The sequence below is a fragment of the Rhodococcus sp. AW25M09 genome (assembly GCF_000333955.1).
Lineage (GTDB): Bacteria > Actinomycetota > Actinomycetes > Mycobacteriales > Mycobacteriaceae > Rhodococcoides.
The window spans coordinates 1-26,460 of sequence record NZ_CAPS01000104.1; the positions used below are offsets into that span (position 1 = coordinate 1).

Annotated in this window: 19 protein-coding genes; 7 read left to right on the plus strand and 12 right to left on the minus strand. The window is 64.4% G+C overall.

Annotation, left to right across the window (positions count from 1 at the left end; genetic code table 11):
• Window positions 1–183: 183 nt before the first annotated feature.
• Together RHODMAR_RS19540 and RHODMAR_RS19545 are read right to left on the minus strand one after the other, a co-directional pair.
• Window positions 184–816, minus strand: coding sequence for a DUF2461 domain-containing protein (locus RHODMAR_RS19540; protein WP_008717936.1), 633 nt, complete (start codon window positions 814–816; stop codon window positions 184–186).
• 9 nt (window positions 817–825) lie between these two features.
• Window positions 826–2,394 (minus strand): PucR family transcriptional regulator, encoded by a 1,569-nt coding sequence (locus RHODMAR_RS19545; protein WP_008717938.1) that lies wholly within the window; start codon window positions 2,392–2,394, stop codon window positions 826–828.
• Between the two features lie 183 nt (window positions 2,395–2,577).
• Between RHODMAR_RS19545 and RHODMAR_RS19550 the strand changes: the two genes are divergently transcribed.
• Window positions 2,578–3,390: an FAD binding domain-containing protein gene (locus RHODMAR_RS19550; RefSeq protein WP_008717941.1), complete on the plus strand. Its 813-nt coding sequence runs from the start codon at window positions 2,578–2,580 to the stop codon at window positions 3,388–3,390.
• Window positions 3,387–6,101, plus strand: coding sequence for a molybdopterin-dependent oxidoreductase (locus RHODMAR_RS19555; RefSeq protein ID WP_008717943.1), 2,715 nt, complete (start codon window positions 3,387–3,389; stop codon window positions 6,099–6,101). The genes RHODMAR_RS19550 and RHODMAR_RS19555 overlap by 4 nt, the downstream gene beginning before the upstream one ends.
• On the opposite strand, the gene RHODMAR_RS19560 is transcribed toward RHODMAR_RS19555, so the two are convergent.
• The 3 genes from RHODMAR_RS19560 to RHODMAR_RS19570 all read right to left on the minus strand — a co-directional run bounded on the left by RHODMAR_RS19560 (window position 6,073) and on the right by RHODMAR_RS19570 (window position 8,502).
• Window positions 6,073–6,510, minus strand: coding sequence for an Lrp/AsnC family transcriptional regulator (locus RHODMAR_RS19560; protein ID WP_008717945.1), 438 nt, complete (start codon window positions 6,508–6,510; stop codon window positions 6,073–6,075). The genes RHODMAR_RS19555 and RHODMAR_RS19560 overlap by 29 nt on opposite strands.
• A gap of 97 nt (window positions 6,511–6,607) precedes the next feature.
• Complete coding sequence (locus tag RHODMAR_RS19565; RefSeq protein ID WP_008717948.1) at window positions 6,608–7,318, minus strand: CPBP family intramembrane glutamic endopeptidase; 711 nt, start codon at window positions 7,316–7,318, stop codon at window positions 6,608–6,610.
• Window positions 7,318–8,502 carry an NAD(P)H-binding protein gene (locus RHODMAR_RS19570; RefSeq protein WP_008717949.1) on the minus strand — a complete coding sequence of 395 codons (1,185 nt, stop codon included), beginning with the start codon at window positions 8,500–8,502 and terminating at the stop codon, window positions 7,318–7,320. The genes RHODMAR_RS19565 and RHODMAR_RS19570 overlap by 1 nt, the downstream gene beginning before the upstream one ends.
• 54 nt (window positions 8,503–8,556) lie before the next feature.
• Here RHODMAR_RS19570 and RHODMAR_RS19575 point away from each other — a divergent pair, with 54 nt between their 5' ends.
• Window positions 8,557–9,162, plus strand: a complete 606-nt coding sequence (locus RHODMAR_RS19575; protein ID WP_008717951.1) for a hypothetical protein — start codon at window positions 8,557–8,559, stop codon at window positions 9,160–9,162.
• A gap of 3 nt (window positions 9,163–9,165) precedes the next feature.
• Here RHODMAR_RS19575 and RHODMAR_RS19580 read toward each other — a convergent pair whose 3' ends face one another.
• A complete protein-coding gene (locus tag RHODMAR_RS19580; protein ID WP_008717953.1) occupies window positions 9,166–10,284 on the minus strand; it encodes an acyl-CoA dehydrogenase family protein in 1,119 nt (372 codons plus the stop codon).
• Window positions 10,285–10,640: 356 nt separating this feature from the next.
• Between RHODMAR_RS19580 and RHODMAR_RS19585 the strand changes: the two genes are divergently transcribed.
• Together RHODMAR_RS19585 and RHODMAR_RS19590 are read left to right on the plus strand one after the other, a co-directional pair.
• The gene (locus RHODMAR_RS19585) at window positions 10,641–11,870 is read left to right on the plus strand and encodes an aminotransferase class I/II-fold pyridoxal phosphate-dependent enzyme (RefSeq protein ID WP_008717955.1); all 1,230 of its coding nucleotides are present in this window, start codon (window positions 10,641–10,643) and stop codon (window positions 11,868–11,870) included.
• Window positions 11,867–13,435, plus strand: a complete 1,569-nt coding sequence (locus RHODMAR_RS19590) for an NAD-dependent epimerase/dehydratase family protein (protein WP_008717958.1) — start codon at window positions 11,867–11,869, stop codon at window positions 13,433–13,435. Before RHODMAR_RS19585 ends, RHODMAR_RS19590 begins: the two co-directional genes overlap by 4 nt.
• Here the strand turns inward: RHODMAR_RS19590 and RHODMAR_RS19595 are convergent.
• Window positions 13,419–13,940 carry a J-domain-containing protein gene (locus tag RHODMAR_RS19595; RefSeq protein ID WP_008717960.1) on the minus strand — a complete coding sequence of 174 codons (522 nt, stop codon included), beginning with the start codon at window positions 13,938–13,940 and terminating at the stop codon, window positions 13,419–13,421. The genes RHODMAR_RS19590 and RHODMAR_RS19595 overlap by 17 nt on opposite strands.
• A 131-nt stretch (window positions 13,941–14,071) precedes the next feature.
• Window positions 14,072–14,323 carry a hypothetical protein gene (locus RHODMAR_RS19600; protein WP_008717962.1) on the minus strand — a complete coding sequence of 84 codons (252 nt, stop codon included), beginning with the start codon at window positions 14,321–14,323 and terminating at the stop codon, window positions 14,072–14,074.
• Window positions 14,324–14,419: 96 nt separating this feature from the next.
• Between RHODMAR_RS19600 and RHODMAR_RS19605 the strand changes: the two genes are divergently transcribed.
• Entirely contained in the window at window positions 14,420–18,997 is a 4,578-nt protein-coding gene (locus tag RHODMAR_RS19605) for an ATP-dependent helicase (RefSeq protein WP_008717965.1), read from the plus strand.
• 46 nt (window positions 18,998–19,043) lie between these two features.
• On the plus strand, window positions 19,044–19,826 hold the full coding sequence (locus RHODMAR_RS19610; protein WP_008717967.1) for a DNA-formamidopyrimidine glycosylase family protein: 783 nt from the start codon (window positions 19,044–19,046) through the stop codon (window positions 19,824–19,826).
• 261 nt (window positions 19,827–20,087) lie between these two features.
• On the opposite strand, the gene RHODMAR_RS19615 is transcribed toward RHODMAR_RS19610, so the two are convergent.
• The 4 genes from RHODMAR_RS19615 to RHODMAR_RS19630 form a co-directional block, all read right to left on the minus strand.
• Window positions 20,088–21,470 carry a NarK family nitrate/nitrite MFS transporter gene (locus RHODMAR_RS19615; protein ID WP_008717968.1) on the minus strand — a complete coding sequence of 461 codons (1,383 nt, stop codon included), beginning with the start codon at window positions 21,468–21,470 and terminating at the stop codon, window positions 20,088–20,090.
• 229 nt (window positions 21,471–21,699) lie between these two features.
• Window positions 21,700–23,454 (minus strand): glycerol-3-phosphate dehydrogenase, encoded by a 1,755-nt coding sequence (glpD, locus tag RHODMAR_RS19620; protein WP_008717970.1) that lies wholly within the window; start codon window positions 23,452–23,454, stop codon window positions 21,700–21,702.
• Window positions 23,455–23,549: 95 nt separating this feature from the next.
• A complete protein-coding gene (locus tag RHODMAR_RS19625) occupies window positions 23,550–24,779 on the minus strand; it encodes an aminotransferase-like domain-containing protein (protein ID WP_008717973.1) in 1,230 nt (409 codons plus the stop codon).
• Between the two features lie 155 nt (window positions 24,780–24,934).
• Window positions 24,935–26,338 (minus strand): NAD(P)H-quinone dehydrogenase, encoded by a 1,404-nt coding sequence (locus tag RHODMAR_RS19630; RefSeq protein ID WP_008717975.1) that lies wholly within the window; start codon window positions 26,336–26,338, stop codon window positions 24,935–24,937.
• Between the last annotated feature and the right edge of the window lie 122 nt (window positions 26,339–26,460).

Sequence of the window (26,460 nt, forward strand, 5' to 3'; positions counted from 1 at the left end):
CCGCGGTCCACAACATCGGCAAAATCCTCACCCAACTCGCCGCAGCCCCCACCGCAGCACCTGCCTGAACGAGTGTGGCCGGGCCCTACCGGGCCCGGCCACATGCACCGACCTCACACGGCCGAACAGTTCATGCCCTCACGCGTACCAAAACGCAACAGCCCGCCTGCTACGAATTTCCGCTCACGTGTGCAGAGCCGCAGACCACTCCACCAGCGGGGTGAGAGCTCGCCAGGCATCGCGTACCTTCGTCGCGGCCTTCGGGGTCTTCAACCACTCGGGTGAGCCGAAATGCTTCTCGGCGGTGAGCGATTTGTGCCGCAGGAGATCGATACGGGGGTGATCGATGTCGTATCCCCGCGGTTTGGTCTTGAGCTTCTCGCCGCCGATCTCGTAGCCGGCCTTCGTCAACGTTGCGATCATTCGTTCGAGTTCGGCTCCACGGACGTCGTCGTCGACGGTGGTGCGGTACCGCGCAACGGCGTCGGTCGAGCCGTGGTAGAAACCGCCGGCGACGAAGAGTCCGGCGGGGTCGATCTGCACGTAGTACCCGAGACCGTCGCCCCGAGCGACGAAGCCACCCTGATGTGTCTTGTACGGCGTCTTGTCCTTGGAGAATCGGACGTCGCGATACGGGCGGAACAGCTTGGCGCTGCCGAACTCCGGTTCGAGGTCTGCGAGCAATGCCGTCATCGGTGCCTTGACTGCGCTGTCGTACACATCTTTGTGTTCGGTCCACCACAGCTTGCTGTTGTCGGCTTCGAGGTCCTCGTAGAAGTCCAGGGCAGCGAAGGGGATTCCGGTGAAGCCAGTCATCCCGCGATCTTATGCCGCTCCCGTGGCCGACGATCGTGGGATCGAGTGCAATGCGAGGTACACGTCCAGTCTGTCCTCGGTAGAGGCCAGGTCGCGGCCGAGCAAGTCCTCGATTCGCTTGATTCGGTATCGCACCGTGTTGAGGTGGACGTGCAACGACTCGGCCGTACGATTCCACGATCCCCCGGTGGCCAGAAACTCGCGAAGGGTGTCCGTCAGACCGGAATCGGTGCGGCGGTCGTACTCGAGCAGAGGTGCCAGAACGTGCTCGACGAAAGACCGACGCACGTCGTCCGGCAGCGCCGATAGCATCGACACCGCAGAGGTCAGCTGTGCTCCCGCGGTGACGGTCACCGGGCCTGTCCCCTGCCTGCTCATGTCGAGCGCGTGCCTGGCCGATCGCAGCGCGCCGTCGACGGTGACGCCGGTCGCCTCCGAGCTGACGCCCACCAGCAGGCGGCTCCGTCCGATACCGGAACCCAAGCGAGACAATCTGATTCGTAGAGTATGAGCGATGTTGGGATCGTCGGTGTTCACGATCGCGACGATGTCGCCGTGCGTACTGCATCCGACACACCCGCCGCCGAACGAGGTCAACGTATCGCTCAGAACTGTGCGCAGCATCTCGCGTAGGTCGATGCGCCCGCTGTGCACGACCCGGACGACGACCAGAGACCGGTCCGGGTCCACGCCTGCCTGACGCAACCGAGTCAGTGCTTCGGGCCTGGTGCTGTCGGCTTCGATCAACGCCACTGCCTGATCGGCGATTTCGCGCCGGACCAGCCGTCCCTCTTCGCGCCGAGCCCGGTCGAGTGCGGCGATGGCTGCAAGCTGTCCGAACGCATCGGAGATAGGCGGAGGAAACGTATCCATATCTCCTGCAACCGCCAGGAACCATCGCGTGGTTCTCTGCGCGAGCGACGGCCCGATGCCGAAGATACTGTATGTCGCACCGCCGCTGAGAGTGGTTGTTGTCGGTAGCCTTTCGCAGGACAGGGCAGCATGTGTCAGCGTGTCGACATCCGCATCGGAAAAAGCCGAGACTTCGGCGACCAGCCGACGCCCGGTCGCGGTGAAGATCAGGCACGCCATCCCGGTTTCTCGTGAGGTGTGCAGCGCCAGCTCGTCGAGGGCACGGCCGTCTGCGACTGCTGTGAGCAATTGGCGTTGCCGGACGAGCGAGTTGTTGAGCGAGGCAATTCGATCCCCGGTAACGCGGCCTACGAGAAATTCGGTGACCTCGCCGAACGAGACGGTGTCGGGTACCGCGAGCAGGGGCAGTCCGTGTCGCTCGCACGCGTCGGTCAAGTCGGATGGAATGTAGCCGAGTAATCCTTCCCCGGCGGCCAGTGCCGACGCTCCGGATTCGGCGACTGCCCGGACGAATGCCTCACTGTCTGCGGGCGTTCGACGCCACACGAGACCGGTGATGACCAACTCACCGCCTGCGATGTAGCGCGACGGGTCGGGAAGATCGGTCGTGTACGTCCATCTCAGCGTGCGGCGCGCAGCGTCGGCATCGGAGGTGAGCAATCGAATGCCGAGCTGCGTGGCGTCGAGCAAGTCCTGGACCTGCACTTCTGCCCCTCCCCAGGCTCGGCATGACTGAGTTCGTAGAAAGCAACAATATGTGTCGGTTGTTTCGGCCGAGTTTCGGGCGCATCGCCAGACCACCGAAGATCGGTAACAGAAATTCACTACAGTTCGAGTGAACGCATCGGGCGGAGGACCCTGCCGGCGAAGACGAGGTGAACGAAGGCCATGGATCTAGGCACTGTCGACGACATTCTGCTTCCCGGCGCCCGCGAGGATCTGCCCCCGGGACGAGCCGACACCGCTGTGCTCGCGGGTGGAACCTGGTTGTTCTCGGAGAAACAGGATCACCTGACTACCCTCGTCGACATCACGGCGTTGGGCTGGGAGCCGTTGACCGTGACCGAGACCGGGCTCGAGATCGCCGCCACCTGCACGATCGAGACGCTCGCGCGCTTCGAATCGCCGTGGCCTGCCACCGCGCTGTTCCCCCGTTGCGCTGCAGCGTTGTTGGCCTCGTTCAAGATCTGGAAGACCGCTACTGTCGGTGGCAACATCGCGCTGGCACTGCCTGCCGGTGCGATGATCTCGTTGACTGCAGCGCTCGACGGTATCGGGCAGGTGTGGTCGGGGCAGGGCCCCGATCACGACTACCGAATCGCGATCGACGATCTGATCACCGGTCCGCATGCCAACGCCCTTCGGCCGGGAGATGTACTGCGCAGCATCGAGATTCCGCAGCGCGCACTCGAGGCGAGAACCGCGATTCGCACGCTGGCACTGTCGCCACTCGGACGCTCTGCGGCCGTGGTGATCGGCCGGGCAGACGCCGGTGGCGAGTTCGTCCTGACGGTCAGTGCGTCGACGGTACGTCCCTTCGTCCTGCGGTTTCCGGCTGTGCCGACTGCCGCCGAACTCGACCACGCGCTCGAGGATGCCATCGGCCCCCAGCATTGGTACGACGACCCCCACGGCGCGCCGGACTGGCGTCGGCACATCAGTTGTACTGCAGCACAGCAAATTCGCGAGGAGTTGTCATGATCGTCGACATCAACGGTGTACCGACCGACGTCTCTCCTCGGCCTGGCCAGTGCCTGCGCACGATGCTCCGCGAGCACGAGCATTTCGAGGTGAAGAAGGGCTGCGACGCAGGCGATTGCGGGGCGTGTTCGGTGCTCGTCGACGGCGAGCCGGTGCATTCGTGCATCTTCCCCGCATTCCGCGCGGCCGACCGCTCCGTCACCACGGTCGCGGGGCTCGGCACCACGGAGGATCTTCATCCGATGCAGAGCCGGTTCGTCGAGGCGGCCGGGTTTCAGTGCGGGTTCTGCACAGCAGGCATGGTCGTGACCGCCTCGACCTTGACCGAGGACGATCTCGATGAACTTCCCGAGCGGCTGAAGGGAAATCTGTGCCGCTGCACCGGGTACCGAGCGATATCCGACGCGGTCTGCGGGGTGGTCAACACCGAAAAAGCGGTCGACGGTCCGGCTTGCGGACGTTCCCTCGCAGCACCGGCCAGTGCCCGCATCGTCACCGGAACCGAGCCCTACACCCTCGACCATTCTCCTCCGGGCCTTCTGCACGCCAGTGTGCTCGGCAGTCCTCATGCACACGCGCGAATAGTCTCGATCGACACCGCTGCGGCCGAGCAGGTGCCCGGAGTGCATCTGGTCCTGACCGCGAAAGACAGCCCGCTGACAGCATTTTCGACGGCCCGGCACGATCGCCGGGTCGAGGACCCCGACGACACCCACGTCCTGGACACCGTCGTGCGCTTCATCGGACAGCGAGTGGCGATCGTCGTCGCCGAGTCGATCGCTGCCGCGCAGGAGGGGTGCCGCGCGCTGGCCGTCGAGTACGACGTGCTGCCCGCGGTGTTCGATCCCGAATCCGCGCTGGCACCCGGCGCACCGAAGATCCACGGCGACAAGGACTCGTCAGCTCGGATCGCGGATCCGTCGCAGAATCTCGTCGCCGAGTTGCATGGCAGTACCGGGGATGTCGACGCCGCGGTACTGGCCGCAGCGGCGGTGGTGACCGGGCGGTGGACGACGCAGCGAGTGCAACACGTGCACCTGGAGACGCACGGCACCATCGGGTGGCTGGACGAGACCGGGAGGCTGAACCTGCGCACCAGCACCCAGGTTCCGTTTCTGGTGCGCAACGAGATCTGCGAAATCTTCGGCTTGCCGCACGATCGCGTACGGGTGTTCACCGCGCGGGTCGGCGGCGGCTTCGGCGGCAAGCAGGAGTTGCTGACCGAGGACGTCGTGGCGATGGCAGTGCTCCGCACCGGTCGACCCGTGCAGTTCGAGTTCACGCGGACCGACGAGTTCACCGTCTCACCGTGCCGTCACCCGTTCCGAGTCGATGTCACCGCGGCTGCGAGCGCCGACGGCACGTTGACCGCTCTGTCGATCGATGTGCTCACCGATGCCGGTGCCTACGGCAATCACAGCGCCGGGGTGATGTTCCACGGATGCGGGGAATCCGTGGCCGTGTACCGCTGCGCGAACAAACGGGTCGATGCGAAGACGGTCTACACCAACAACATTCCGTCGGGGGCGTTCCGGGGCTACGGATTGGGCCAGGTGATGTTCGCGATCGAATCGGCGATGGACGACCTCGCCCGAGAGCTCGACGTCGATCCGTTCGAGTTTCGCCGACGCAACGTCATCGTCCCGGGCGACGACATCGTCGCCGCACACCTGGAGGGAGACGACCTGCAGTTCGGCAGCTACGGCCTCGATCAGTGCATCGACCTTGCCGAGTCCGCCCTGCGACGGGGCAACGGCGAGCATGCACCTGCGGGCTGGAAGGTGGGCGAAGGCATGGCGGTGGCCATGATCGCCACCATTCCGCCGCGCGGACACCGCGCCGAGACGTCTGTGGCATTGCTACCCGAGGGGCACTACGAGATACGCGTCGGGACAGCGGAATTCGGTAACGGAACCACCACCGTGCACACACAGATCGCGGCGAGCGAGCTGTGTACCTCCGTCGATCGCATTCGGGTCGATCAATCCGACACCGACTCGACCACCTACGACACCGGTGCCTTCGGTTCGGCAGGCACCGTGGTGGCAGGGAAGGCACTCTATGCTGCGGTCCGCAGCATGTCGGCACGGATCCTCGACCTCGCTGCAACCGCGACCGGGCACCGGTACTCGGAGTGCACACTGGGTCCGGAGGGCGTGCGATGCGGGGACCGATTCGTCACCCTCGACGAGATTCTGGCACGGGCCGGAGGCTCACTCGTCACCGAAGGCGACAGTGGCGGATTACCGCGTTCTCTGGCGTTCAACGTCCAGGCATTCCGGGTAGCGGTGCACGAGGACACCGGCACGGTGAGGATCCTGCACTCGGTCCAGAGCGCAGACGCCGGCACGGTGCTGAACCCGCAGCAGTGCCGAGGGCAGGTCGAAGGTGGTGTAGCGCAGGCGATCGGCAGCGCGCTGTACGAGGAGATTGGTACCGACGGTGCCGGCCTGGTCACCACAGATTCCATCCGCAGCTATCACGTACCGCAGTTCGCGGACATTCCTCGTACGGAAGTTCTGTTCGCCGACACCTACGACAGGTTGGGGCCGTTCGGCGCGAAGTCGATGAGCGAGTCTCCGTACAACCCCGTCGCACCGGCGTTGGCGAACGCGATCCGTGACGCCGTCGGCGTCCGTCTTCACGACCTACCGATGTCCTCGGACCGCGTGTGGCGGGCCGTCAACGGTCGTAGAACGTCTGAAGAATGATCGTGCTGCGTGTCTGAACGTTGGCGGTGGCCCGGATCTCCTGCAACAAACGCTCGAGTGCCCGCGGCGACTCCACCCGAACCAGCAGCACGTAACTTTCCTCACCGGCAACCGAATGACACGACTCGATGGCCGAGATGTGCTTCAACCTGGCGGGAGCATCGTCCGGCTGGGCGGGATCGATCGGAGTGATGGCGACGAACGCTGACAACGCGCGACCCAGAGCTTCCGGGTCCACCTGCGCGGTGTACCCACGGATCACCCGCCGCGACTCCAGCCGTCGAACTCTGGATTGAACGGCCGAGACCGACAAGGACGCTTTTTCAGCCAGCGTCGCCAAAGTGGCGCGGCCGTCGGACACCAGCTCGTCGATGATCAAGCGATCGACGCGATCGAGATTTTCACTCACCTGCGCAATGTAGCCCAGTTCCGAGACGAATCAGCGCGCACGACCGCTTCTGCTGGTCGAATCGGTGTCTGCGACTCTTTCTGTTCGAACAGCGAAGTCATACGAACAGCGGAGGTAGGGCGAGCACCATGACGGCAGACCAACTGACGTGCGTGAGAATCGGAGCCAGAATTCCGCCGGAGGCACGCCGCTGCAGGCCCATCACGTACCCCAGAAGCACTGCGGCGAAGCCCAGCATCGGGTTGCCCGACGCGAGCGTGGCTATTGCATAGACGACCGTGGAGATGATCACCGGATGCTTGACCCCGATCGCTGCGTACAACGCGCCTCGGAAGAATATCTCCTCCGCGACACCGTTGAACAGCGCGATGAACACTATGAGCACCAACGAACCCACTCTGGCGTGCGCGAGCACATTCTCGGTGAATTCGGCCAGCGGAGGTATCTGCCGGACGACGAGACCGCCGAGCATGAACACTCCGCCTACGGCGAGACCGATCAGGATAGGGCTGACGATCGGTCGCCGGATCGACCCTCCGACCACTATGCGACCCAGATGCAGCGGACCCGACAGGATTCCGCCCACCGTCCACACCGCGGCCAACACCAGGGTCAGTGCGTAGAACACCGGGTCGCCCGGCTCGACCTTGAGCGAGAAGTAGAGCACCGTGGCACCGAGCACCAATGTGATCAACACGACGATTCGCCGCTTGCGAAACGCAGCGTCGGACTGTCGGTGATCGCGCTCGACCGGATCGACCAGAGCGGATTTCATCACGTTCAGCGCGGTCGTCGACCACGTTCCCATCACGCCTCCTCGGTATCGGTCAGCCGACGCACGGCCGACGTCACACGTCGATTCACACCGGCCAGCACGTCGAGATTGGTCCTCACCGCGGCCGCTACAGGCGTCGAGTACAGCAGTCGACGCCCACCGAGAGCTTCGATCAAACTCCAGGTGCGGTCCGAGGACGCCGCAACACCGCGACGCCTGATCCCCAGAACATCACCGCCGCTCCACGCAGCGTCGGTGTTCGCCAACCGAAGCGGATCCTTCAGTGCGCACACACCGGGAGGCTCGCCCACCGTGCCCCGCACACTACGGGCCATGGCGTCTGCGATGGTGGTCAGACCATGTGGCGGGTCCGGGACGAGTTCGCGTATGCGACTCTCCGATGTCGTCATCGTGTTGTGCAGCGACCCCACCAGATCCTCGGCGAGGCCGGCGGGAACCGGAATGATCCTACCGATCACTTTGCCTGCGAGCGAGGTAGGCACGAACGGCACCGGCACACCGATGCGCTGAAGACCGGCGGCCTCGACGTACGCGAACACCAGATCGCGATAGGGCACCGCGTCCGGACCACCGATGTCGTAGGAACCCGCGGGAACCTTCTCGGGATCGGCAGACGCGGCCAAGTAATGGAGCACGTCGTCGACAGCAATGGGCTGCACGGGCTCGGCGAGCCAACTCGGCAGCGGCAGCACCGGCAAGCGGTCGGCCAGATAGCGCAACATCTCGTACGACGTCGAACCGGCACCCAGGACGATCGCTGCTCGGAGCCAGACCAACTCGACGCCCTCGATCGTCAGAGCTTCGCCGACGTCCGCGCGACTCGCGAGATGCTCGGAAAGTTGATCGTCGTCGGGTACGAAACCGCCGAGATACACGATCCGACGGACACCTGCGCGGGCGGCAGCCGCAGCGAATTGCTCGGCCGACCTGCGGTCCTGAGCACGGTAATCGGACTCGCCGATGGCGTGCACGAGGTAGTAGGCCACGTCGATCTCGCCCGATTCGGCGAACGCGGCCGCACAGGACCCTTCGTCGGTGACGTCGAGCGAGACCGCGGTGACGGAGTCGTAGAAATCGAAGGCCCGCAGATTGTCGGGTGTACGAGAGCCGACGACAACGTCGACGTCGTCCGTCAGAAGAGCCGCCACGAGTCGCGACCCGATATACCCGCTGGCACCGGTGACGAGAGCTCTCATGCGTCGAGGCTAACGGCACTCGGGACGTAGCGTCGGTGTGGCATTGTCGCTCCTATGGCTCTGGTGTTGGCAGGTGTGGTGCTCCCCGATCCTCTCGGTACCGAAACGGTGCTCCGGCGCGGAGTCGCGGTGGCGCGGGTCGGTGCAAGCTGGATGCTCACCACGACCGAGATGGCGCTTACCCTGCCCAGCCGAATCGAAGCACTGCTGAGCCACATAGAGACATTGATGACACGAATCGACCGTGTGATCGACTCGGCCGACGCGGTGGTCGCCAACGTGCAGCGGACGACCGGTGCCGCCGACGACGTGGTCGCGTCGGCATCGGTCGCCTCACACACTGCGCTGGAGCTGATCGAGCTGTTCGATCCCATCGCCAAGAAATCCGAACCCATGGCACGCAGATTTGTCGACAATCTGTCCGACGAAGAGGTCGACGCCGCGATCGCCATGGTCGATCAGCTACCCGGACTCCTCGAACACATGGAGTCTCTGTTGCCCATTCTCGCCACCCTCGACACGGTCTCGCCCGAGATTCACGAGTTGCTCGGGGTCACCAAGGATGTCCGACGCGCGGTCATCGGCATCCCGGGGTTCAAGTTCTTCCGCAACCGCGGCGAGGACAAGCTGGCCGACGAGGAGCGAGAGGCCGAGCAGTAAACGCTACTTCACGAACGCGAACTCGTCGCCGGCGTGGAAGCGGGCGAGGGTTTCGGAGATCGACCGTCGTGATGGCGGATGAAATGCGAAGGCGTGCAACGCCGCTGCGATGTAGCCGATTTCAGGGGACTTGATGAAGCCGATTCCACCGAGGGATTCGATCGCCGCCGAACTGCTCCGTACCAGCGCATCGCGAATCGCGATCCGGTTGAAGAGCAGTCGTGCCGAGATGTCTTGTCCGCGTTCGCCTTCGTCGACCGCTCGCGCAACGTTCTCGATGGCCGCCATGGACGTCTCGAGTTCCGCAGCCGCACGGACGTAGCCCTCGTGGTCACCCTTGTCCTGCTCGATCATTCGCTCGAGCAACGCCGTTGCAGCACCGATGTAGTTCGCGGTGATCAGCATTCCGAACCAGAGGTACCCGGTCATCTCGTGCACACCGTCGGGATCGTCGTCCTTGTTCGGCAGAACCAGGCTGGCGGGCACCTCGACGTCTTCGAGTAGCACCTCCTCGCTCTGCGCTCCGGCCAGGATGTCGGTGGTCCAGAAGGGCTTCACACTCATCCCGGGCAGGTTCGCCGGAATCAACGCCACCGCACGGTCACCGTTGTCGATCTCGACGCTGCAGGTCAACAGGTCCATGGACCGCGCCAGGCTGCACGGCTTCTTGCTGCCGTTGACGATGTAGTTGTCGCCCTTCTTGACGGCGGTCATGGTCGGGATGAACACGCTTCCGCCGGTGACGCCCTCGGAGAAGCCGGAGGCCACGATTGCTTTCTGCTCCACCAGCCCCTTGATGAGGGCCCGATCGTCTTCGGTGGCAGCCTGAGCGAACTCGTTGAGCGAAGCCAGCGACAGGTGGTGCATCGTCGTCCCTGCACCGAGAGAGGGTGAGCGGCTACCGATCGCTCGTTGCGCGCGCACCGCATCGATAGCCGGGGCACCCAGACCGCCCAGGTTCTTCGGGACGCACAGCGCAGTTCCGCCGAATTCGCGAAACTTGTCGATCGCGTCGGAGTCACGAGCTTCCAATTGAGCGAGTGGCGTCTCGTCCAGGTACGCCAACAATCCCGGAAGGTACCGCTCCAGAGTTTCTCTTTCGCGCACCATAAGGCCAGTCATAGCTAATCTCCTTGTGTCACCGATTGTGTGCAAATTGTGTCACAGATTGAGTGCGACATAGTGGTCGTGGAACGTTGCCGTTCGGTTCAAATTTGAAACAGTTGAATTCGCGCTGGTCGTCGACGATACCCCGCGACCTGCGGTTATAAACGTAAAGTTTTCTTAAAATTAGAAGAGCGAAAAGAAACCTCGGATATTTTTTTGCAACATTTTCCACAAGCATCTCCGGATCTTTACGTCACAAACCTCCGATCGATTTTCTTCGATCCAATACCCATCGAACATCGTCACCGCTCCGAATTACTTGGGAATTCGCGAAAATTGCAATCTGACTCTGTAAGGAGTTCTGGTCGATAATGGCTGTCAACAGACTGATCAAGAGGCTCGGCGGGGACGCAAGAGTCGATCTGCTGCGCGCAACACGGGAAGCAGACGTAGTCCCGTACTTCCGCAAGATGGAGTCCGCCGTAGCGCCCGTGGTACGGGTCGAGGGCAAGGACAAGATCATGCTCGGGTCCAACAACTATCTCGGCATCGCCGACCACCCCAAGGTCGTCGAAGGTGCCCAGCATGCGTTGGACACCTTCGGCAGCGCGGTGACCGGTAGCCGACTGCTCAACGGCACGCTGGACCTGCACGTCGAACTCGAGCACGAGATAGCGCAGTGGCACGGGACCGAGGACGCCTTGGTCTTCACCACCGGCTATCAGACGAACCTGGGCACGATCAGCGCGATCGTAGGACCCGGCGACACGATCATCGTCGATTCGGCGGCACACGCGTCGATTCGAGACGGCAGTGCACTGTCCGGTGCCACCGTGGTCAAGTTCAAGCACAACGACATGGCCGACCTGGAAGCGAAACTGCAGCTGCCCGTCGTCGACGACGGTGCCGTGCTGGTCATTGTCGATGGCCTCTACTCCATGGAGGGTGATCTCGCCCCTCTCGATGCAATATCGGACCTGTGCCTGCGCTATCACGCAGCACTGATGGTCGACGAAGCTCACAGCCTCGGCATCTACGGTCCCGAGCTCACCGGCGCTGCGGAACTGTTCGGGATCAACAACGATGTCGACGTCGCGATGGCGTCGCTGTCCAAGAGCCCCAGCTCCACCGGCGGTTTCGTCACCGGTTCGAGCGATCTCATCGACACGCTCCGCATCAAGGCGCGCGCCTTCCTGTTCACGACGTCCGGTGTGCCTGCCGCCCTCGGTGCCGCCTTGGCTTCGGTTCGCCTGATCCGTAGCGATGAGGGCAAAGACCGTGCCCGACGCGTCCTCGACAATGCCGAAATCCTGCGCGGCGGCTTGCAATCGGCGGGCCTCGACGTAGCAGGACGGTCGGCGACACCGACGGGTGACACTGCCTCACCGATCGTGTCACTGCACGTGGGTGAGGATCTTGCGGCGATGAGTCTGTGGAAGACGTTGTACGACCGCGGTATCTTCACCAGCGCCGCACTGCACCCGGCGGTGCCGAAATCCGGCGCTCTGCTTCGCCTGTGTGTGATGGCCACACACACCGAGCAGCAACTGGCCACCGCCACCGAGCAGATAGTGGAAGCGGTCGCAGGAATGCCGACATGAGCGAGAAGCCGCGCGGTCTACGCATCGCGGTCACCGGAGCCACCAGTGACTTCGCGGCCGCGATACTTCCGACACTGTTCGACGATCCCGATGTGGACTCCGTCATCGGGATAGCCCGACGCCCAGCCCGTCTCGAACACCCCAAGCTCACCTCGGTGCGCTCCGACATCCGCTCACCGGACCTCGAGGAGACATTTGCCGGCTGCGACACGGTGATGCATCTGGCGTTCGTGGTCGAGGAGATGAAAGACAAGGCCGAGACTCACGACATCAATCTGCGCGGATCGCGAAACGTGATCGACTCCGCGTACCGCGCGGGGGTCTCGCGGGTGGTGATCGCGTCGAGCATCAATGCCTACGGTGCGGACATCACCCCGGAGCCACTCACCGAGAACACCTATCCCGCAGGTGATCCGGATCGCTACTACTTCTACGACAAGGCAGAAGTGGAGCACTACGCGGAGTGGTGGTTACGCAGACATCCCGGAGAGATGGCCATCTCGATGCTGAGGTGCACTTACATCGTAGGACCGGACTTCGCCAACGACGGAATCGACCAGTTCACCGGCCCGGTCGGAGCATTTCCCGAGGCAGATCGCGCGTCGTATCAATTCCTGTATCAAGATGACATGGCCGACGCATTTCATCGTGCGGCGAAGACCGACCTCGTCGGTCCGTACAACCTCGGCCCGGTGGACTGGGTGGGTGTACGCGAACTCGCCGCGATGCAGGGTCAGCTCATGTTCGACGTTCCGCAGAAGGCCGCCACTCACGTCGCGAACGTTGCGTTCCGGCTGAGGTTGACGCCGTTTTCGGGGCAATGGGTCACGCCCGGCGAACCCATCGTCGATTCGTCGGCTCTCGGCCGCGCCACCGGCTGGGCACCGACACTCACTGCGCACGAGAGTGCCGCGATGATGATTCTGTTGCAGGGCAAGTCGCTGCTGCGACGCGTCGACGCCCTCGAGCGCGGCATCGCCTGCGAGGCGGCGCTGCGTCCGGCATCCGAGGCCGTCGCGCTCGACCGCGCGGCCGTCGCAGCTCTCCAGGTGGAACATCGACAGCTCGACACCGGGACCGGCAGCGTGCACGTCGAGATTCATCGAGCATCTGCGGAATCCGGACAGTCGGTCGTGCTCGTCGCCGACCGCGGTCTGCACGCGCGCGCTCTGACGCCCTTGGCAACGGACATCGCAGCCGGTGGCGTCGATGTCGTGGTGCTCGACCTACCCGGGCACGGCTTGAGTACCGGTCCGCGAGGTCGATCTTCGGCAACACAGACAATCGAGGCCGTGGATGCAGCGCTCCGATTCGCTCGGATCGAACTCGATACCGCTCCCATCACCGTGCGCAGCGGTACCCGCCATGCAGCGGACACGCTGATCGGCGGAATTCTCAGGCGAGCCACTGGCTGGACGACGATGGAAGAACCCGCACATCCCGATGGGTTGATGCCGACGAGGACGCGGGTCGACGGGACAGCCGATATCCCGTTCGTATCGACGGCCGCCGACGCTCTGGCCCTTTGCACAACGCCGATGACGGGCCTCAGCGCCGCTCGGTGAAAGTATGGCGGATTCGCGTCCACCATGACGTTCTTCGAGAATCAGGGGTCGCTGCGTGAGGTGCGGCCGACTGCGAGCGATGCTCGCGCTCCAGTCGGTCTACCTCCGCACGGTTGGTTCTCCACTCTTCGAGCCATGCCTCGACGTCCACCGGACCGAGCGGCACCATCGGCGGAGTGGGGAAGCGAATCCAGTCGACGATGCGAGCGTTCAGCTCCTCCAACGCATCTCGTGCCGAATCCTCGCGCCGAATGCGGATCAGCGTGGACGGGAGACGTTCGATCTCCTTACGCAGCTGCAGCGCGGTGGGCAACAGCGCATCCGCAGGAAGATTCTCGCGCTTCAGATAGCCACGAACCCACCACAGCTCATCCGCAGGGTCGCCGATCGGGATCGGCTTGCCGGTACCTTCGAGCCCATCGAAGGCACCGTCGTCCTGCGCCTGACGAATCTGCTTGTCGACCCAGGACTCGAACGTGACTCCCGGTTTTTTGCGTTCGGTCACGCCATCGACTGTAGATCCGGTGGCCCGCGCTCTGCCACGTCTGCCGCACCGGCAGTGTTCACGAGCGGCCCACCCGCGCGGGATTCCGCCGGCATCCGACGATCCTGAACCGTCCGGTGCGGACTCGACGGTCAGCCGTACTCGGTAACCAGCCGATCGAACTCGTCCCGGTCGATCACCTGGGGTTCGTTGATGGCCAACGCCTGCGCATATTTGCTCGCCAGGTGGTAATCGCGCCCGATCGGCCCCTGCTCGGCGTCGTCCTCGTCGGACTCGATGCTCGCGCCGGGAGACACCTCGTTCTGCAGGCCGTTGGACTTGCTGCCGAGCAGAGCGTCGAGTTTCGCGGAAATCTTCTGCATGGTCTCTAGGTCGTCGGTCATGAGCTCGGTGTACCCGGAACCCCCGAATCGACACCGGCCAGTGATCGGGAATTGCTCGCAGGGTTACCTGTCGGTGCCCGAGGGCATGATGGTGGGATGGCCAGGCAGAATATCGGCACCGAAGCATCGGGCACGCTGTCGGTGATGGAAAAGCTGTCGCGGCCCACCCGCGAATGGTTCACCGGCGCATTCCCGGCTCCTACGTCCGCGCAGCTGGGAGCGTGGTCGTCGATCTCGAGCGGCTCTCACACCCTCGTGGTCGCTCCGACCGGCTCGGGTAAGACACTCTCGGCGTTTCTGTGGGCGCTGGACGAACTGGCGCAACTGGGTGCGGACAGCACCCGCAAGACGAAGGTCCTCTACATTTCCCCGCTCAAGGCTCTCGCCGTCGACGTCGAGCGCAACCTGCGCGCACCTCTGGTCGGCATCACGCAGACGGCCAAGCGGCTCGGCCTCGACCCGCCCGAGATCTCGGTCGGGGTCAGATCCGGCGATACCAGTGCCGCCGATCGCCGGAACATGATCAAGACTCCCCCGGACATCCTGATCACCACCCCCGAGTCGCTGTTCCTCATGCTCACGTCGGCGGCGCGAGACATCCTCGCCGAGGTCGACACCGTGATCGTCGACGAAGTACACGCCGTCGCCGGCACCAAACGCGGCGCGCATCTGGCGGTGTCGCTCGAACGGCTCGACGCAATGCTGGAGAAGCCCGCACAGCGCATCGGACTGTCCGCCACGGTGCGCCCGCACGAAGAGGTGGGCCGCTTCCTGGCCGGAGCAGCACCCATCGAGATCGTTGCCCCACCCGCTCCGAAGACCTTCGACCTGACGGTTCAGGTGCCCGTGGAGGACATGACCGAACTGGGCGTCGCCGACCCGAATGCCGATACCTCCGCCGCTCCCCCGACCCAGGGATCGATCTGGCCGCACGTCGAGGAGAAGATGGTCGATCTCATCCTCGAGCACAAATCGTGCATCGTCTTCGCCAACTCGCGACGGTTCGCGGAACGACTCACCGCGCGACTGAACGAGGTGTACGCCGAACGGATCGGCGACGGAGTCGACACACAGCACAAGCCGCCGTCGCAGGTCGGTACTCCGAACGACGTGAACCACGGTGCCGATCCGCTGTTGGCGAGGGCCCACCACGGCAGCGTCAGCAAGGATCAGCGCGCGCTGATCGAAGACGATCTCAAGACCGGCAGGTTGCGCTGCGTAGTCGCCACCAGCAGCCTCGAACTCGGAATCGACATGGGCGCAGTCGATCTGGTCGTCCAGGTCGAAGCGCCACCATCGGTGGCGAGCGGGTTGCAACGCGTCGGGCGCGCGGGGCACCAGGTCGGCGAGATCTCCAAGGGCGTGTTGTTCCCCAAACACCGCACCGACCTGATCCACTGCGCCGTCACCGTAGAACGGATGACGTCGGGCAAGATCGAGGCACTGTTCGTACCCGCCAACCCCCTCGACGTGTTGGCCCAGCAGACGGTCGCGGCCTGCGCTCTCGAACCGATCGACGCCGAGGACTGGTTCGACTCCGTGCGTCGCACCGGCAGTTTCGCCACCTTGCCCCGTTCGGCCTACGAATCGACCCTCGATCTGCTTTCGGGTCGCTACCCATCCGACGAGTTCGCCGAACTGCGGCCGCGGCTCGTGTGGGACCGCGACGCCAACACTCTGACCGGCCGTCCCGGGTCGCAGCGATTGGCCGTCACCTCCGGCGGCACCATTCCCGACCGCGGACTGTTCACGGTGTACATGGTGGGCGAAAAGCAGTCCAGGGTAGGCGAGCTGGACGAGGAGATGGTCTACGAATCGCGAGTGGGTGACGTGTTCGCACTCGGTGCCACCAGCTGGCGCATCGAGGAGATCACCCACGATCGGGTGCTGGTCAGCCCGGCCTACGGTCAACCGGGCCGACTCCCGTTCTGGCACGGCGACGGCCTGGGCCGTCCCGCAGAACTGGGCCAGGCCCTAGGCGCGTTCCTCCGCAGCACCACCGACCGCAGCAACCTCGCCGAGCGACTGAGCACCGACGGCCTCGACGCCAACGCCGTCAACAACCTCATCGCGCTGCTCGACGAGCAATTGGAGGCGACCGGCCAACTCCCCACCGACAAGACGATGATCGTCGAGCGGTTCCGCGACGAACTCGGCGACTGGCGACTGGTGCTGCATTCCACCTACGGCCAGCAGGTGCACGCCCCGTGGGCCCTCGCGGTGGGCGCAAGACTGATCGAGCGCTACGGGATCGACGCCGCACCCACGGCCTCCGACGACGGCATCATCGTCCGACTCCCAGACACCGACGATCAGCCACCCGGGGCGGAGCTGTTCGTGTTCGAGCGCGACGAGATCGCCGACATCGTCACCGAGCAGGTCGGCGGATCGGCGCTGTTCGCCTCCAGGTTCCGTGAATGTGCTGCGCGTGCGCTGCTCCTCCCCCGCCGCAACCCGGGCAAACGTGCGCCGCTCTGGCAGCAGCGCCAGCGCTCGGCTCAGTTGCTCGACGTGGCACGCAAATACCCGACGTTCCCGATCCTGCTCGAAACCGTCCGGGAGTGCCTGCAGGACGTCTACGACCTCCCCGCGCTCGAGGACATCCTGGCCCGAATCGGTCGACGCCAGATCAGGATCGTCGACGTCGAGACGCCGTCACCGTCTCCGTTCGCCAATTCGCTGCTGTTCAACTACGTCGGCGCATTCATGTACGAGGGCGACAGCCCGCTCGCCGAACGCCGAGCGGCCGCACTGTCTCTCGACTCGGCGCTCCTGGCCGAACTACTCGGCCGCGTCGAACTGCGAGAGTTGCTGGACGACAGCGTCATCACCACCACCGAACTCGAGCTACAGCGGCTGCCCGAGGATCGACGCGCCAAGGACATCGAGGGCGTGGCGGATCTGCTGCGGCTGCTCGGCCCGTTGACCGTAGAGGAAGTCGGCCTACGAACCCACGGCGACGAATACCCGATCTGGCTCACCGAGCTGGCCGACGCCAAGCGGGCCATGGAGGTCTCGTTCGCAGGCAAGAGCTGGTGGACGGCCATCGAGGACGCCGCTCGATTGCGCGATGCACTCGGTGTTCCGCTCCCCATCGGCACTCCTGCGGCGTTCATCGAACCCGTCGACGATCCGCTGGTGGATCTGATCAGCCGGTACGCCCGAACCCACGGCCCGTTCACTCTCGACGACGCGGCGGCGAGATTCGGGGTCGGCACCGCCGTGGTGCGCGACGTCCTGCGCCGACTGGCCGTCGACAAACGCGTCGTCGAGGGCGAATTCCGGCCCGGTGCCACGGGCAGCGAATGGTGCGACGCCGAGGTTCTCCGGCGCTTGCGGCGTCGCTCGCTCGCCGCCGCCAGGCAGGAGGTCGAACCCGTCTCGACCGCCACACTCGGCCGCTTTCTCCCCGCATGGCAGCACGTCGACAGTCGACGCCTGAGCGGAATCGACGGCGTCGCGACCGTCATCGAACAGCTTGCGGGCGTTCCGGTTCCGGCATCGGCATGGGAATCACTCGTGCTCTCGTCCCGGGTGACCGATTACAGCCCGGCGATGCTCGACGAACTCACCTCCACCGGTGAGGTGTTGTGGTCGGGACACGGCGCGATCTCGTCCAAGGACGGCTGGGTGAGCCTGCACATGGCCGATACCGCGCCGCTCACCCTCGTGCCGGCAGCCGAATCGGACCTGTCCGAACTGCAGATTCGCATTCAGGATGCAGTCGCCGGCGGCGGTGCGTACTTCTTCCGGCAACTCTCCGACACCGTCGGCAGTACCGACGACACTGCGCTGCAGGCAGCACTGTGGGAGTTGGTGTGGGCCGGCCGCCTGAGCAACGACACGTTCGCTCCACTGCGCGCCCTGTTGAACTCCACCGCCACCCGCTCGGCCCCGAGTCATCGATCACCCCGCCGCACACCGCGATTGCGCTCCTACCGGCAGTTCGAGCGCCCATCGCTGCCCACCAGGACTGGGCCACCGACGGCCGGGGGGCGGTGGTCGAGGTTGCCCGAACTCGAACCCGACCTCACCGTGCGCGCGCACGCTACAGCGGATGTGATGCTCGAACGCTACGGCGTGGTCACTCGCGGTTCGGTGATGAACGAAGGGGTTCCCGGTGGATTCGCCACGATGTACAAGGTTCTCACCGGTTTCGAGGACTCCGGTCGCTGCCGTCGCGGCTACTTCGTCGACTCACTCGGTGGCGCTCAGTTCTCCACCTCCGACGTGGTCGATCGACTGCGCAGCTATGACGAACCGAAGAAGAACGCGTCCGCCGTGGTGTTGGCCTCGTGCGATCCGGCCAACCCGTACGGCGGCGCTCTGCCATGGCCGAAAGCCGGCGGTGGAGAGGCTGGTGGCGGAGAGAAGTCAGACGAGACGACGAAGCATCGCCCTGGTCGCAAAGCCGGCGCACTGGTGGTGCTGGTCCGAGGCGAATTGACGATGTTCGTCGAGCGGGGCGGGAAGTCGGTACTGACGTTCGGCGAGAACGCCGACGACATCGGCGCTGCGGCAACCGCATTGGCAGCTACCGTCCGACGCGGCGGAGTCGACAAGTTGCTCGTGGAGCGCATCAACGGTCACGACATACATGGGACCGACTTCTCCAAGACCTTGACCGAGGCGGGTTTCTCGGCAACTCCCCGCGGACTTCGACTACGCCGCTGAATCGCTCGCGACACAGAATCAACGAAACCTGACCGAGAGGACATCGATGCCCGAGGGCGATACCGTCTGGCGCGCAGCCAACACACTGCGTGGTGCACTGGAGGGCCAACGGCTGACCACCTGCGATGTACGCGTACCGCGATACGCCACAGTCGATTTCAGCGGAGAAACCGTCGAATCCGTCGCCTCGAGGGGAAAGCACCTGCTGATCAGAGTGGGCGGATACTCCATTCATTCGCATCTGAAGATGGAGGGCACCTGGCACGTCTACGCACCCGGTGCTCGGTGGCGTCGCCCGGCGTTTCAGGCGCGCATCATCTTGAACACCGCGAACGCCCAAGCCATCGGGTTCGAGCTCGGGGTACTGGACATCCTCGAGAACGAGGACGAGGCCGTCGGATATCTCGGACCGGATCTGTTGGGGGCGGACTGGGACGCGAGCGTCGCTCTGACCCGCTTGGCATCCGACCCGGCCCGACCCGTCGGACTCGCTCTGCTCGATCAGCGCAACATCGCCGGGCTCGGCAATGTCTACCGCAACGAGATCTGTTTCCTTCGTGGAGTCGACCCTCGCACTCCGGTAGGCGACGCGGGCGACCTGCAGAAAATGATCGACCTGTCATTTCGAACGATCATGGCGAACAAGAACCGAAACCAGCGCGTCACCACCGGAGATCGACGACCAGGCCGGCATTTCTGGGTGTACGGCCGCGAGAACAAGCCGTGCCGACGCTGCGGAACCACCATCGAGTTCGGTCTTCTCGGCGACAGCCCGCTCGAGGAACGGCAGATCTACTACTGCCCGCACTGCCAACGGCTGCCGACCTGACGGCTCCCTATCAGGCGGAACCCAGCCTGCTCACAGCTTCGCCGACCACGATGGAAGCCATGCTGACACTTGCAATGCTCACCCTGCTGATGATGGCCGTGTCCGGTGCTGTTGCTGGACGCGCACCCCGCACTCTGGTCCGCCCGCGCTCACTGCACCGGGTGTGATCGACCAACCCTTCCGCACCTTCGAACCAGCAGCAGTCGGACCTCGTCGCGCGACGGTAACGCGATCCGACTGCCAGATGTTCGAGTAGAGGGGTCAGACGCCTGCCTGGCCCATCCGGGTGCTCTTGCGGATATAGAAGAACCACGTCACCACGAGCAGAACGATGAAGAAGAACACGTAGAACCACAGGGCCGGTTCGATGTTTCCTACCGAACTCTTCGACCACGCGTAAGCCAACGGAACGATGAAGCCACCGAAAGCGCCGACCGAGGAAATGATGCCGAGCGCGCCCGCTGCCTGACGACGCATGTGCTGCATGATCTCCGGCGTACCGCCCGCATCCTCGCCCTTGGTGCGGAAGATCTTCGAGATCATCCGGTAGGTCGATCCGTTGCCGATCCCCGTGGCAACGAAAAGAAACATGAAGGCCGCGAAGAAGAACGGCAGGTTGACCATTTTCACGGCCGCCAGGACGCCGGCCGCACCGATTGCCAGCATGATGAAGCTGACCGCGGTGATGCGCGCACCGCCGATGTTGTCCGCGAGCTTGCCGCCGAGCGGACGGGCGATCGACCCGATACCCGCACCGAGGAACGCCCACGTCAATGCGATGTCGCCGCGGTCGAAGACCGCTTTGAGCAGCGACGGGAACGCGGCGGAATAGCCGATGAACGATCCGAAGGTGCCGATGTACAGCAGTGACATCACCCAGGTCTCCTGGTGCTTCAACGAATCCAGAACCGGCTTGACGTCCGCTTTCGCCTCGGCAAGGTTGTTCATGAACAGGAACGCCAACACTGCGGCAACGATGGCGAGCGGGGCATAGAGCAGACCCGCGCGGGTCAACGCGACTCCGCCACCGGCGACAACGAGCAGCGGCACGATCTTCTGGGCCACGGCGACGCCGATGTTTCCACCGGCCGCGTTCAGCCCGAGGGCCCAACCTTTTTCGCTCTCCGGGTAGAAGAAGGAGATATTGGCCATCGACGAGGCGAAGTTACCGCCTCCGAAGCCGGCGGTCGCGGCGATCAGAAGGAGCAGCCCGTAGTTGATGTCCGGGTTGGATACCGCCCAGCTCAACCCGAGGCACGGGATCAGCAGCAGCAGGGCGGAGATGACAGTCCAGTTGCGCCCCCCGAAAAGGGGAATCGCGAACGTGTACGGAAGCCGCAGGACAGCACCGACCCCGCTGGGTACGGCGACGAGCCACAGCGCTTGGCTGGTGGAGAGTGCGAAACCCGATGCCGCAGCAGCACCGTCGGCCCCGACGGTCATCTGAACCACCACGATGCTCCACAGCAGCCACACCGAGAACCCGATGTGCTCCGCGAAAATCGAGAAGATCAGGTTCTTCCGCGCGACCGGCCGACCGATCGAGTTCCAAAAGGTCTCGTTCTCCGGTTCCCACTTGTGGATCCAGTGTCCCCTCAGGTCGAGTGCCTCGGCCTTGTCGTCACGTTCCAGAGTGCTGGTCATCGTAGTAGCCCTCCCCATCTTCACGGCTGCCGTCCGAACCGAAATGTCCGAAGTCGATGCTGCAAAAGGTAGAGAGGAAGGGTTACATCGGAGGGCTCGGCCGTTACGCGACGGTCAAGCTGTCCACACAGTCGCGGTGGTTCTCCGGTGAGGTCGGCGGATGCACGGCCGCGGAGTGCCTGCTGTCGCAGTCGTGCACTCCAGGTTCATCTGCTTCACCAGGTCGGTGTCAGAGCCCCGGGGGCGGTGGAGTCGCCAGGACGGGCTCCAGAATTTCCTGACGAGCCTCGGGGGCGACGACGCGCAGGGCGTCGGCGGACTCGTCGTCGGGCTGACGCTGCGATTCGATTTCGGCCTTCACACGGGCACGGTATGTCTCGACCTCCCGATCGACCGTTGCTTCGTCCCAACCCAGGATCGGTGCGATCAACGCCGCCACCTGACCCGCGCAGTTCATCCCGCGATGCGAATACTCGATGGAAATCCGGGTACGACGCGACAGTACGTCCTCGAGATGCAGAGCACCTTCCGCTGCCGCGGCGTAGACCACCTCGACCTGCAAGTAAGCCGGTGCGTCGGTGAGCGGTTGGAGAAGTTCGGGCTTGCCGTCCGCCATGGCGAGCACCTCGTCGATCAGCGAGCCGTAGCGGTCCAGCAGGTGTGTCACCCGATGCGGATGCAAGTTGTACATCTCGCCCAGATGCGGTGCCTGATTGACCAGGGCGAAATAGCCGTCGGCACCGACGAGCGGCACCTTCTCGGTGATCGACGACGCCACCCGTACCGGGATGTCCTCGGCGGCCAGATCGACTGCGTCCTCGGCCATCACCCGATAGGTCGTGTACTTGCCGCCGGCGATTGCAACGAGTCCGGGTGCCACCCGAGCGACCGCGTGCTCGCGGGAGAGTTTGGAGGTCTCGTCGCTCTCTCCCGCCAGCAGCGGGCGCAAACCTGCGTAGACGCCGTCGATGTCCTCGTGGGTGAGCGGAGTGACGAGTACGCCGTTGACCTCGCCCAGGATGTAGTCGATGTCGGCCTTGGTGGCGGCCGGGTGCGCAAGATCGAGATTCCAGTCGGTGTCGGTGGTACCGATGATCCAGTGCGCACCCCACGGAATGATGAACAGCACTGACTTCTCGGTGCGCAGAATGATCGCGGCCTCGCTGACGATCCGATCCCGCGGCACCACGATGTGCACACCCTTGGAGGCACGCACTCGAAAACGTCCACGCATGTTGGACAGCGATTGGATCTCGTCGGTCCACACTCCGGTGGCGTTGATCACCACATGCGCTCGTACCTGCGTGGTGGCACCGGTTTCCGAATCTCGCACACGTACGCCCGATACCCGATCTGCCTCACGCAAGAACCCGACGACCTGGGTGGAGGTCCGTACCACCGCGCCGTAGTGCGCGGCCGTTCTGGCCACGGTCATGGTGTGCCGGGCGTCGTCGACGACGGTGTCGTAGTACCGAATTCCGCCGATCAACGATTTTCGCTTGATTCCGGGTGACATGCGGAGCGCACCGGACCGCGTCAGATGCTTCTGCTGCGGCACCGACTTGGCCCCGCCCATCCGGTCGTAGAGAAAGATGCCCGCCGCGATGTACGGGCGTTCCCACAGACGATGAGTGAGCGGAAACAGAAACTTCAGCGGCTTGACCAAGTGCGGCGCGAGCGTGGAGAGCGAGAGTTCTCGCTCGTGCAACGCCTCACGGACGAGCCCGAACTCGAGCTGTTCGAGGTAGCGAAGCCCACCGTGGAACATCTTCGAAGAGCGAGACGAGGTTCCCGACGCATAGTCGCGCGCCTCGACCAGAGCAACCTTCAGTCCCCGCGTCGCCGCGTCGAGGGCCGCACCGGAGCCGACGACACCGCCGCCGACGACCACGACGTCGAACTGCTCCGAGCCGAGTTCGTCCCACGCCTCCACCCGCTGGCTGGGTCCGAGGAACTTCGTGTTCGATCGGTTGCTCACTTTCACGCTCCCACTCCGTCGACAAACCCTCGCACTGTGTGTGTCAGGCTACCGCCCTCGATCCGCCCCGCGCAGAACCTGGAGACCGAGGCCGCGTGCGTTCAGTGGGCGCGGGTGAACGCCGAGCGTGCCGAGGCCAATGGTCGCACTGCATCCGTCAGCACCGCCGGGGTCGCGCCGGCGAAGCTCAACCGAAGCGAGCGACGATACTGCTCACCGGAGCCGAACGCAGTCCCGGGCACGAAGGCAACTCCGTGGTCGAGGGCGGCGGCGAGCAACTCGCCCGTGTCGGTCGCATCCTCGAACGTGGCCCAGGTGAACATCCCTCCCGCAGGCCGGGAGACGGTAAGCCGAGCTCCGAACTCGGCGTCGAGTGCAGTCGTCAATGCTGTTGCACGACAGGAGTACTCGCGTCGAAGGTCGACCAGGTGCGCATCCAGCCACGCAGTGTCGCCGAGCATGTCGGCCGCCATCAGCTGCGTCATCGAGGAACCGCACAGATCGGCACCTTGTTTCAGCAGTTCCACCGCCGCACACACCGCACGCGGAGCAACGAACCAGCCCACACGCAGCGTCGGGGCCAGGATCTTCGACGCACTCGACAACCGGATGACACGGTCGCTGTGGCACGCGATCGGCAGCGGCGGAGCCCCGACACCGGGCGTCGCCGAGTCCGGTGCGGCGAACCAGATCTCACCGTACGGGTCGTCCTCGATCACCCAGAATCCGAATCGATCGGCCAGGGCAGCGAGGTGACGCCGACGCTGTTCGCTCATCGTGACCCCGCGAGGATTGTGGAAGTTGGCCACCGTGTGCACCACCGCTGGACGCAGTCCCGCCGCCAGCCGTCGTTCGAGCTCCTCGGTGTCCATTCCGTCACTGTCGATGGGAATTGCTTCGATACGTGCATCTGCAATCGAGAACACCTGCAGCGCACCGGTATACGCAGGTTCGTCGACCACGACAACAGCCCCGGGGTCGATCAGGGCCTGCGCGAGCAACGTCAACGCCTGTTGCGAGCCGTGCGTAACCACGACGGTGTCCACCGGAACCGTCACCCCGCCGCGCGCGTCGCTTTCCCTGGCCGCGAGCACGCTGCGGAGCGTTCCGTGGCCGCGGGTCTCGCAGTACTGGAGGGCGTCCGGTGTCCGCAAGGCGGCCTCGGCGGCTGCCGCGATGCGGTCGACCGGTATGAGATCCGTGGCCGGCAGACCCCCGGCCAGGCTGATGACATCGTCGCGCGCAGTGAGGGCGAGAAGATCGCGGATGGCCGAACTGGAGAGCGATTCGGTGCGCCTGGCCAGGCCGGCGGGAAGGTATGCGGAAGACATGGGAGAAACTCCGGAGCAGCAGGAAGGGGGCAGTGGAGATTGGGAAGAACGGCCCGCGGATCCGCTGAGTCGAGGAGAGAGCGGACGGGTGTGTCCGCTCTCTCGACTGTCTCACGTCTATCCGAAATATGAAACGCTGTTCTCACATCATGAGATCAGTCCAAATCGTCGTGCGCCATCAGCTGACGCGCAGCCTCGATGACCGATCCCGACAACGACGGATACACCGACAACGTGTTGGCCAGATCGTTCACCGACAAGTTGTTCTGGACGGCCATGGCGATGGGCAGAATCAACTCCGACGCACTCGGAGCGACCACGACACCACCGATGACGACGCCGGTGGCCGGGCGGCAGAAGATCTTGACGAAACCGCGCTTGAGCCCACTCATCTTCGCCCGCGGATTGGTGGTGAGCGGCAGCATCACAGAGCGCGCAGGCACGTCACCGGCGTCGATCGCAGACTGTGCCACCCCGACCGATGCGATCTCGGGTCGAGTGAACACCGCAGACGCCACGGTCTTGAGCTTGATGGGGCTGACGGCCTGTCCGAGCGCGTGATACATCGCGATGCGGCCCTGCATCGCCGCAACCGAGGCCAGCGGCAGCAGCCCGGTGCAGTCACCGGCAGCGTAGATACCAGCGACCGCAGTACGCGATACGCGATCCACCCGCAGGTATCCACCCCGATCGAGTTCGATGCCCACTTTTTCCAGTCCGAGACCGGAGGTGTTGGGAACCGATCCGACGGTCATCAACGCATGACTGCCTTCGACGGTGCGTCCGTCCGACAGCGTGACCAGCACACCGTTCTCGGTGGAAACCACCGAATCCGCACGGGCATGCTTGACCAGGGTGACGCCTCGCTCGTTGAACGCGTCCTCGAGGACGAGTGCAGCGTCCTCGTCCTCGTGCGGAAGAACGCGGTCGCGGCTCGACACCGCGGTCACCTTGACACCCATTTCGGTATAGGCGGAGACGAACTCGGCACCGGTCACACCGGATCCGACGACCACCAAGTGCTCGGGTAGAGCATCGAGGTCGTAGAGCTGGCGCCAATTGAGAATTCGCTCACCGTCGGGTTCAGCGCCTGCCAGCACGCGGGGCCGGGCACCGGTCGCGACGAGGACCACATCGGCGTCGAGGATGCGCTCCTCGCCGTCGGCCAGCACGGCCTTGATCTGGTGCGAGGCCATCCCGACGTGGGAGTCGATCATCTCGGCGCGTCCGGACAGCACCTTGACCCCGACCGAGGTCACGCGGTGGGCGATGTCGGCGGACTGCGCCTGCGCAAGGCTCCTCACACGGTCGTGAATCTGCGGAAGTGCGACAGCGGCCTGAGATGGATCGAGCGAGATTCCGAGGTCGCTGGCTCGGCGCATCTCGGTACGAATGCCGGTCGACGCGATGAACGTCTTCGACGGCACACAGTCCCACAGCACACAGGCACCACCGATTCCATCGGAATCGACCAGCGTCACCTCGCCGCCGTGCTGCGCGGCCACCAATGCTGCTTCGTACCCTGCCGGACCACCACCGATGATCACAATCCGGGTCATTGATCCTCTTCTCACCTGCTCGAAATCTCACGCGCTGTCGCGTCAACGGTATTGCAGAGGCCGCCTCGGTGGGTGGTAAGGCTCGCTTCACTCCCGACTATCAGAGGGCGGACCTGCGGCGA

Excerpts from the sequence above, each read along its gene's own strand:
- RHODMAR_RS19540 (WP_008717936.1), bottom strand. The coding sequence starts at position 816 with ATGACTGGCTTCACCGGAATCCCCTTCGCTGCCCTGGACTTCTACGAG.
- RHODMAR_RS19550 (WP_008717941.1), top strand. The coding sequence starts at position 2,578 with ATGGATCTAGGCACTGTCGACGACATTCTGCTTCCCGGCGCCCGCGAG.
- RHODMAR_RS19555 (WP_008717943.1), top strand. The coding sequence starts at position 3,387 with ATGATCGTCGACATCAACGGTGTACCGACCGACGTCTCTCCTCGGCCT.
- RHODMAR_RS19565 (WP_008717948.1), bottom strand. The coding sequence starts at position 7,318 with ATGGGAACGTGGTCGACGACCGCGCTGAACGTGATGAAATCCGCTCTG.
- RHODMAR_RS19570 (WP_008717949.1), bottom strand. The coding sequence starts at position 8,502 with ATGAGAGCTCTCGTCACCGGTGCCAGCGGGTATATCGGGTCGCGACTC.
- RHODMAR_RS19575 (WP_008717951.1), top strand. The coding sequence starts at position 8,557 with ATGGCTCTGGTGTTGGCAGGTGTGGTGCTCCCCGATCCTCTCGGTACC.
- RHODMAR_RS19580 (WP_008717953.1), bottom strand. The coding sequence starts at position 10,284 with ATGACTGGCCTTATGGTGCGCGAAAGAGAAACTCTGGAGCGGTACCTT.
- RHODMAR_RS19585 (WP_008717955.1), top strand. The coding sequence starts at position 10,641 with ATGGCTGTCAACAGACTGATCAAGAGGCTCGGCGGGGACGCAAGAGTC.
- RHODMAR_RS19590 (WP_008717958.1), top strand. The coding sequence starts at position 11,867 with ATGAGCGAGAAGCCGCGCGGTCTACGCATCGCGGTCACCGGAGCCACC.
- RHODMAR_RS19600 (WP_008717962.1), bottom strand. The coding sequence starts at position 14,323 with ATGACCGACGACCTAGAGACCATGCAGAAGATTTCCGCGAAACTCGAC.
- RHODMAR_RS19605 (WP_008717965.1), top strand. The coding sequence starts at position 14,420 with ATGGCCAGGCAGAATATCGGCACCGAAGCATCGGGCACGCTGTCGGTG.
- RHODMAR_RS19610 (WP_008717967.1), top strand. The coding sequence starts at position 19,044 with ATGCCCGAGGGCGATACCGTCTGGCGCGCAGCCAACACACTGCGTGGT.
- RHODMAR_RS19615 (WP_008717968.1), bottom strand. The coding sequence starts at position 21,470 with ATGACCAGCACTCTGGAACGTGACGACAAGGCCGAGGCACTCGACCTG.
- RHODMAR_RS19625 (WP_008717973.1), bottom strand. The coding sequence starts at position 24,779 with ATGTCTTCCGCATACCTTCCCGCCGGCCTGGCCAGGCGCACCGAATCG.
- RHODMAR_RS19630 (WP_008717975.1), bottom strand. The coding sequence starts at position 26,338 with ATGACCCGGATTGTGATCATCGGTGGTGGTCCGGCAGGGTACGAAGCA.